Origin of the sequence: Paenibacillus whitsoniae, from assembly GCF_003955665.1 — a bacterium.
Taxonomy (GTDB): Bacteria; Bacillota; Bacilli; order Paenibacillales; family NBRC-103111; genus Paenibacillus_E; species Paenibacillus_E whitsoniae.
In genome coordinates this window covers 33,634-41,462 of record NZ_RXHU01000083.1, presented here as the reverse complement: position 1 = coordinate 41,462, position 7,829 = coordinate 33,634, and the positions used below count along the sequence as shown (strand labels likewise).

Below are 7,829 nucleotides of genomic sequence, written 5' to 3'. Positions count from 1 at the left end.
GCACCGGCGGCCTGCTTCGTCAGCTAGGCGAGGTCACAGTGAATGCACAGCCGACGATTTTCAAGAAAATTCGTTTGCGCACGCATGAGAATATCGGGTCCGGCCCGATCCGGCTGCCGGAGGAGGAGCTGCACACGAGTTCCTACTGGTTCACATTCGACGAAGCGATGACCGAGGGCAAAAGCGCGAACGACGTGCAGCACGCGTTGCTCGGCATCGCGAACGTGTTGGCGCATCTCGCGCCGCTCTATTTGATGTGCGACCCGATGGACATTCGGGTCGTGCCGCAAGTGCGCGCCGTGCATAACAAGCTGCCGACCGTGTTTTTCTACGACCGCTATCCGGGCGGCGTAGGGCTGAGCGATCGGCTGTATGAAGTGCACGGCAAGCTGATGGATCAGGCACGCAGCCTGATCACGAGCTGCGGCTGCCTCAGCGGCTGCCCGGCCTGCGTCGGGCCGATCGAAGAGGTCGGCCTGCTGGGCAAGCAGCTCGCCCTGGAGCTGCTGTCGCAGCTCGAAGGAGCCGCCCGATGAGCGGGCTCCGCGAAAGGCTGGGCCGCCTCAAGGGCACTTCGGCGGCTCAACCAGTACCGCCGCCGGCGCCGGAGGCCGGCGGCGAATGGGCCCCGCTCGGCGCGCATATCCATACGAGCCCAGCGGGCTCGTTCGTGATGCGGCGCCGGGTGTACGGCGCGGACAGCGTGCACGGCTATTATCGGCTGCGCGAGCTGGCCGATGTGGCGCCGCAGCTGTCCGCCTTTCACGACCGCGACGCCGTCGTCCGGCACGAAGCGCTGCTCTTCTTCGATACGGAGACGACCGGACTCGGCGTCGGCGCAGGCAATGTGCCGTTCATGGTCGGCATCGGCTATTACACCGGCGAGCAGCTCACGGTAGAGCAGCTGCTCATCCGCAACCCGGCGGAAGAACACGCGATGCTCGTGTACGTGCAGGAACTGCTTCCCCGGTTTACCCACGTGGTTTCTTATAACGGCCGGACGTTTGACTGGCCGATCCTGAAGAACCGGTATGTGTTGAACCGGTTGCAATTGAACGATGATCAACTGCTACAGCTGGATCTGTTATATGCTTCGCGAAGCCTATGGCGCAATTCGCTGCCTTCCTGCCGGCTGAGCAAGGTAGAGGAGAGCCGCCTTGGCTTCGATCGCGTCGACGATGTGCCGGGATCGCTGGCGCCGACGCTGTATTTTCAATATTTGGCGGAGAAAGATCCGAAGGTGCTGTCGGGCGTATTCGTGCACAACGAGCATGATTTGGTGACGCTCGCGGCGTTGTCGATTCATTTTGGCAAGCTGTTGGAAGGGTCGGAGTCGGACGGTGTGGCGGCAGGAGAGGATCTGAATCTGGATCTAGATCTGGAGGAGCATTTCCGAACAGGTTCCTGGCTCGAGAAGATGGAGCGAGGGGAACGGGCGGCGTTATACTTTAACTCGCTGCACGAGAGACTGCTTCAGAAGGGGACGGACGAGCAATTGGCGGAAGGGGACATGTCGACGTTGCTGCAGCTCGCCCAGACGTTCAAGAAACGCGGTGACTACACCCGTGCGGTCGCGCTGTGGAACCATGCAATACGGCTGCAGCAAGGCAGTATGACGGAAGAACTGGAAGCGTATGTGGAGCTCGCGATGCACTACGAGCATCGCGAGAAGCAGATCGGGATTGCGTTAGAGTATGCGGAAGCTGCCTGGAGCAGGCTTAGACGCCGACAACTGCTGCGCAGGCAGGACCGTAAAGAGGAGGAACGCGAGCGAGCGTGGGAGAAGCGAATTGACCGCTTGAACGAGAAAATGAAGCGTCCGTCCTCTGCCAAGTCGATGAAGCCAACGGCGCAGTATGGGCAAGAAGCCACAGCAACGCAGGCACTTCGTAAGAAGCGGACACCCAAGCCGATTTACGCCAGCGAAGGATTGATTTAGCGTTTACTTCCCGTGCGAAATGGACATACAAGGTAGAAAAAACGGCAGGAGCGATCGATTGACATGCCTGAACTACCTGAAATGGAAACCTATCGTCAGCAGTTATCTAGGTGTATCCAGGGAAAGACCATCTCCGGCGCAGAGGTGACAAGGCCGAAGTCGCTGAATGTGGAGCCTGAGGCGTTTATTAATGCCGTGACGGGTAAGCGGGTCCTGCGCCTGGAGCGCAGGGCGAAGCATTTGCTTTTTCATCTAAGCTCGGAGCGTGTCCTTGTGCTGCATCTGATGCTGGGCGGTTGGTTGTTCTACGGGACGGATGCAGAGAAGCCGGATCGGACGTTTCAAGTTACGCTTCACTTTCAAGGGGAGCAGTTGTATTTTATCGGGCTTCGGCTGGGTTATCTGCATCTGCATTCGCAGGCGGAAGTGGAAGATGTGCTCCACAAGCTTGGCCCTGAGCCATTCACACTTGGCTTTGCCGAGTTTCAGCAAGTGCTGGCGAGCAAGCGTTCGAACCTGAAGGTTGCGTTGACGGATCAAAGTTTTTTGTCGGGCATCGGAAATTGCTATTCGGATGAAATTTGCTTTATCGCCGGGCTGCTGCCATCGCGGACGCTGCCTTCACTTTCGGAAGAGGAACAGCTTCGTCTGTTTGAAGCGATGGGTTCGGTACTGCGTGAAGCCATTCAATATGGGGGCTATATGGCGGATCCGCTGTTTGTCGGCGATTCCTTGACAGGCGGGTTTGACGCGAAATGCCGCGTCTATGACAGAGAAGGCGAGACTTGCGTTCGCTGCGGCCAGCCGATCGTCTTCGCGGAGCTTTCCAGCCGCAAATGCTTCTACTGTGCGAGCTGTCAGTCGTGAGAGGAGGCGGGGCGTATGTACATCGGGGCGCACGTGCGAACGAAAGGCAGCTATCTCCATGCGGCTAAATCCGCGTTTGCCGAGGGGGCTAATGCCTTTCAATATTTTCCTATGAATCCTCGCAGTCTCGCGTTAAAAGCTGTTTCTACCAAAGAAACGGAGGCCTGTGCAGCATATGCCCGTGAGCATGGGTTGGTTTCCATCGGTCATGCCCCCTATGGGCTGAATCCAGCCGTCGATGAACCGGAGCGGGAGGCGATGGCAGCGCTGCTCCTGAATGCTCTCGATATTGCTTCGGGCTGCGGTTCTGTCGGCCTTGTGGTGCATTTTGGCAAATATCACGGAAAAGACCCGTTACAAGGGTATAAAAATATAATACAATGTTTAAATAGCGTGACGCGAGATTACAGCGGTTCTTCGCTGATCCTCCTGGAGAATCAGGCGGGCGAAGGCGCACAGCTTGGGCTCACAATGGAAGAAATGGTGATGGTGCGCCGCAACTGCCAGCATCCGGAGATGATCGGCTTCTGTCTCGATACGTGCCATGCGTTCGCTTCGCGATTGTGGGCGGGGACCGATTGGGCGGAACTTGAGGCGAAGGGAGCGCAGCTGGAATATTGGCCGCATCTTGGGGCTATTCATTTGAACGATTCGGTGCATCCGCTGGGCTCGCGCCGGGATCGTCATGCCAAAATCGGTCAAGGCCAGATTGGCCTTTCTTCCTTCGAGAAGCTGCTCGCTTCGCCTTATGTGCGGGATATTCCGATTGTGCTGGAGACGGAGCCTGATCTGGACGGAACGCATCAAGCAGAAATCAGGCTTGTTCACCAACTTGCGGAAAGGAGAATCGGACCATGATCCATGTCTATCTGGATGATTCGCGGCCCTGCCCCTCGGGCTTTGTTTTGGCGCGCGATGCGGTTGAATGCATTGCTTTGCTGGAGGAATGCGAGGTCGATATTTTATCGCTCGATCACGATTTGGGCTGGATGACGAAGCAGACGGGGATGGATGTGGCGGAGTGGCTTGTTCAGACGCGCAAATTTCCGCAAACGGTCTATATCCATACGTCCAGCCCTTGGGCCTGCAAGGAGATGTTCCAACTGCTGAACGGGGCGAAGCCTGAAGGTATGACGCTTTTTCCGCACAAAATGCCCGACGAACTATTGCTGGAAATTGCGCACGGCCGCTATAAGACAATCTGATAATCGAAAGGAATTGCTGCACCCATGATTCAATTATCCGGCATTCATTATATTCGTGGTGAACGACATATTTTAAATGATGTGAATTTACAAATCGAATCCGGTCAACACTGGGTAATACTCGGCCGCAACGGTTCGGGCAAAACGACGCTGCTTGAGCTGATGAACGGGTACGAGTTCCCGAGCCGTGGAAGCGTCACGGTGCTTGGCAACCGCTTCGGCCAATGCGATGTGAGGGAAGTCCGCAAAAAAATCGGTTATATTTCCCAATCCCTGTTCGAAAAGCTCAACCTGAGCGACCCTGTGCAGGAAGTAGTGGCGACGGGGGAATATGCCTTTTTGCGGTTTTATCAGGATATTCCGCAAGAGGTGAAGGATAAAGCGTTCGATATGCTGAAGCGCGTGCGTATCCCGCATTTGGCGGACCAGCCCCTGGGCAGCCTGTCGCAAGGGGAGCGTAAAAAAGTGATGCTGGCGCGCTCGCTCATGATGATGCCGTCCATTCTAATTCTGGACGAGCCTGCGGCAGGGCTGGACTTGTACGAAAGAGAGAAGTTCCTGGCCGACGTGAACGAGCTTAGCCAGCAGCAGATTACGGTTGTCTACGTGACGCATCATATCGAAGAAATTATGCCCTTATTCACGCATGTTGCCATTATTGAGCAAGGCGAGCTGATTGCCTCAGGCCGGAAGGAAGACGTGCTCACGCCGGAGAACCTGCTGCAAGCTTTTGGCGTGTCCGTTTCTATCGAATGGTTCCAGGAACGGCCATGGATTAAAGTGCTGTGAACTGCTTTTTTTAAAATGAGTGTTCAAAAAGTTGGGTTTTNNACGCAAGATTCGATGTCGAGTTTGCTTCATGGATTACACCGTGATCAAAAGACGACTTTTTTAACTTCCTCTAACAAGATTGAGTTGCAAAGGATGCTTTTATGACTGTATTGACTACGTTTATCGGAACCTCGAATCACGGGTTCGCGCAGTACGCGCAGGATGAGATTCGCAAATTGTTTCCTGCGGCCAAATTTTCGCTGATCGTGCCGACAGAGGTGTTCTGGTTTCAAGTCCCGCCTGAAACGGAGAATGCGCTTGGCACGCTGCTTGAGCAGGAGCCGATTTTTCTAAGACATCTGCAGCCGGTTCATCAGACCTGGGAGCATACGAGCTCTGAGGAGGATCTGAGGCAAGTGCAGGTGTGGCTTCGCGAAGCCCATGCCGCGGGGCTGGCCGGCGCTCATGAGAAAATTGCCGTGCAGATCCGCAAGGACGAACGAGTGCAGCTGCCGTATGCCCCTTTCGCAATGAAAGCAGCGCTCGACGAGGTAATCGCCGGCGAGCTTGGAGCTGAGCCCGTTGTGCGCTACGCCGACAAGATCATATCCGTTTATATAGGCGCCAAAACGCTCTACATCGGCATTTCCAGGCCTGCGGACAATTTGTCCGACTGGTCGGGCGGCGCGATCCGTTTTATGAAAGAGGAAGACCAGATTTCCCGTGCCAAATTCAAATTGCTGGAAGCGGAGCAGCGCTTCGGCATTGATTTCAGCGTCGCCAGAACCGCGCTCGACGTTGGGGCAGCGCCCGGCGGCTGGACATCTTTGCTGCTCGAACGCGGGCTTAAAGTAACGGCGATTGACCCGGCAGCAATGAGTCCGAAGCTGCAAGGCCATCCGAAGCTGACCATTTTGAAGAAAAATGCCGGCGACGTAAAGCTGCGCAACGATGAGTTCGATTTGCTCGTCTGCGACATGAGTTGGGACCCGCGCCAAATGGGGCGATTGGTAGCCGATCTGCTGTATGCGCTGCAAAGCGGCGGCACGGCAATTATTACCGTGAAGCTGATGCACAAGAAGCCGTTCCAGACGGTGCGGGATATTTTGCGCATTCTAGAGCCTTCGTTGTTTCTGCTCAAAGCGAAGCAGTTGTTTCACAATCGGGAAGAGCTGACACTGTATTTGCAAAAGTTATAAGTTTTGGAAATAAATGATGTACAGATAGAAAACCTCCTCGTATAATCAAGCTAAAGGGATACTTAACTTGATGCAGCAAGGAGGTTTTGTTCTTTTGACGAAGCCAAATGAGAGTCACTCGCGTTACGGCGAGGTACTTGGCGGGCGCTACCGTCTGATTTCCTTACTGGGGCAAGGCGGAATGAGCCGGGTGTTTTTAGCGGAGGATATGAAGCTGAAAGGAAAGATGTGGGCGGTGAAGGAAGTGCCGCTTTCTGAGCGGGAAGGGCCTGCTTTCATGGAAGAGGCCGCAATGCTGGCGCAGCTGCAGCATGCCCAGCTCCCACAGCTTGTAGACTTTTTTATCTCAGAAGATGACAATGGCTGTTTGGTCATGGATTATATCCAGGGGCCGACGCTTCAACACGTATTTGAGGAAGCGGGGCAGCGTCTCCCGATAAATCAGGTTGTGCAGATAGCAATGCAGCTTTGTGACATTTTTCACTACTTGCACACATTCCAGCCTCAAGGCATTATTTACCGCGATCTCAAACCTTCCAATGTGATGCTGGGCTTGCATGGCCAAGTTCGTCTTATTGACTTCGGCGTGGCGAGACAATATAAACCGGGTCAATTTTCCGATACGATCCAGATGGGGACGCTAGGTTTTGCTGCGCCAGAGCAGTATTTAAATCAACAAACGGACGAGCGTACAGACCTATATACGTTAGGGGCTATGTTATATTACTTGTTATCTGGCGGCTGCTATCCGGCACTCACCAAAACATCAATTCGACAGCTGCAAGCGGACCTCCCTGAATCCCTCATCTCGTTGATTGACGATTTGCTTCAGGAACGTCCTGAGCTTCGGTGTCAATCTGCGATGGAAGTGAGGCTAAGACTTCGCCCTCTACTCCCGGACACGACTTCGTTTACGCGAATTCTTTATACAGAAACCAAAAATCAATCCGATCAACTGATCTTGGTAGGCGGATTATTTGCAGGCAGCGGCTCGACGTTTACCGCGATTGCGCTAGCCCGTCTTTGCCATGCGTTGAACTTGCGAAACGCTTATGTAGAGCAGCCGACACTGGAGCCCGATTTGTATATGCTGCTGTATGGAGACGAGCGGGCGCCGAAGCCGTATCATTTTCCGGCCCGACTCGTCAAAAGCTCCAATACGGCCGCACATACGCCGTGGGTGCAAGGCCATACGACCTGGGTGCCAAGCCATCCCGATGGCGGGGAAGGCGACTGGCAGGCGGCTGACAGTTACAAACTGCTCCACATGATCAAAAAGCCGGTCGTCCTCTGGGACGTTTCGACGTCTTGGCAGCATCCAACCGTTCAAGAACTATGCTACAGCGCAGATCATATGGTTGTTGTGGTAGATGCCTCCCCAAGCAAATGCAACCGGCCAAGCGCGCGTGCGCTGTTGGCGCAATTCGAAGCTTACGCGAAACAGGGGAAACAAGTGCATGCTGTGGTTAACGGCGAAATTACCGGGCAAGGGGCAAAAGATTGGTTATCTTCGCTGCCCTGGGCATCCGTGAGCGTATTGCCGCAAATTTCGCGTGAGCTGATCAGCCGAGCTGTTTGGCGAGGCGACTGTGTGCAGGATTTGCCTGAGGTGCGCAAGCTGCTGCATCAGCGCTTGTCACCGCTGTTGCAAGCGCTGTTTTCCGCCGAGCAGATAGCGAATTTAGGCGATAAGCGAGAGGGTAAAAACTGGCTGTCCTGGTTCCGGAGACGCGCGTAGTCGCTGTCGTGAACTGACAAATTCATCCGATTCAGCATGTCGGCACTAACCATTTGCCCCAAAATGTGGTATGCTATTTCATATTTTTAGAAAGAGATAAAACTGGGGGG

Annotated in this window: 8 protein-coding genes; all 8 read left to right on the top strand. The window is 54.7% G+C overall.

Annotated elements, in window-relative coordinates; translation table 11 throughout:
* Positions 1 to 536 (top strand): DUF1998 domain-containing protein (locus EJQ19_RS25475; protein ID WP_126144059.1); only part of this gene is annotated, 536 nt, incomplete at its 5' end.
* Positions 533 to 1,939, top strand: a complete 1,407-nt coding sequence (locus EJQ19_RS25470; RefSeq protein WP_126144058.1) for a ribonuclease H-like domain-containing protein — start codon at positions 533 to 535, stop codon at positions 1,937 to 1,939. The genes EJQ19_RS25475 and EJQ19_RS25470, both read left to right, overlap by 4 nt.
* Before the next feature lie 63 nt (positions 1,940 to 2,002).
* On the top strand, positions 2,003 to 2,806 hold the full coding sequence (locus tag EJQ19_RS25465; protein ID WP_126144057.1) for an Fpg/Nei family DNA glycosylase: 804 nt from the start codon (positions 2,003 to 2,005) through the stop codon (positions 2,804 to 2,806).
* 15 nt (positions 2,807 to 2,821) lie between these two features.
* A complete protein-coding gene (locus tag EJQ19_RS25460) occupies positions 2,822 to 3,664 on the top strand; it encodes a deoxyribonuclease IV (RefSeq protein WP_126144056.1) in 843 nt (280 codons plus the stop codon).
* Positions 3,661 to 4,011: a cyclic-phosphate processing receiver domain-containing protein gene (locus EJQ19_RS25455; protein WP_126144055.1), complete on the top strand. Its 351-nt coding sequence runs from the start codon at positions 3,661 to 3,663 to the stop codon at positions 4,009 to 4,011. The genes EJQ19_RS25460 and EJQ19_RS25455 overlap by 4 nt, the downstream gene beginning before the upstream one ends.
* A 24-nt stretch (positions 4,012 to 4,035) precedes the next feature.
* Positions 4,036 to 4,800 carry an ABC transporter ATP-binding protein gene (locus EJQ19_RS25450; protein WP_126144054.1) on the top strand — a complete coding sequence of 255 codons (765 nt, stop codon included), beginning with the start codon at positions 4,036 to 4,038 and terminating at the stop codon, positions 4,798 to 4,800.
* Between the two features lie 143 nt (positions 4,801 to 4,943).
* A complete protein-coding gene (locus tag EJQ19_RS25445; protein ID WP_126144053.1) occupies positions 4,944 to 5,981 on the top strand; it encodes an SAM-dependent methyltransferase in 1,038 nt (345 codons plus the stop codon).
* 94 nt (positions 5,982 to 6,075) lie between these two features.
* Positions 6,076 to 7,719 (top strand): serine/threonine protein kinase, encoded by a 1,644-nt coding sequence (locus EJQ19_RS25440; RefSeq protein ID WP_164716719.1) that lies wholly within the window; start codon positions 6,076 to 6,078, stop codon positions 7,717 to 7,719.
* Positions 7,720 to 7,829: the final 110 nt, after the last annotated feature.

Bases quoted from the DNA above. Each gene is read 5' to 3' on its own strand.
- EJQ19_RS25470 (WP_126144058.1), top strand. From the start codon at position 533: ATGAGCGGGCTCCGCGAAAGGCTGGGCCGCCTCAAGGGCACTTCGGCG.
- EJQ19_RS25465 (WP_126144057.1), top strand. From the start codon at position 2,003: ATGCCTGAACTACCTGAAATGGAAACCTATCGTCAGCAGTTATCTAGG.
- EJQ19_RS25460 (WP_126144056.1), top strand. From the start codon at position 2,822: ATGTACATCGGGGCGCACGTGCGAACGAAAGGCAGCTATCTCCATGCG.
- EJQ19_RS25455 (WP_126144055.1), top strand. From the start codon at position 3,661: ATGATCCATGTCTATCTGGATGATTCGCGGCCCTGCCCCTCGGGCTTT.
- EJQ19_RS25450 (WP_126144054.1), top strand. From the start codon at position 4,036: ATGATTCAATTATCCGGCATTCATTATATTCGTGGTGAACGACATATT.
- EJQ19_RS25445 (WP_126144053.1), top strand. From the start codon at position 4,944: ATGACTGTATTGACTACGTTTATCGGAACCTCGAATCACGGGTTCGCG.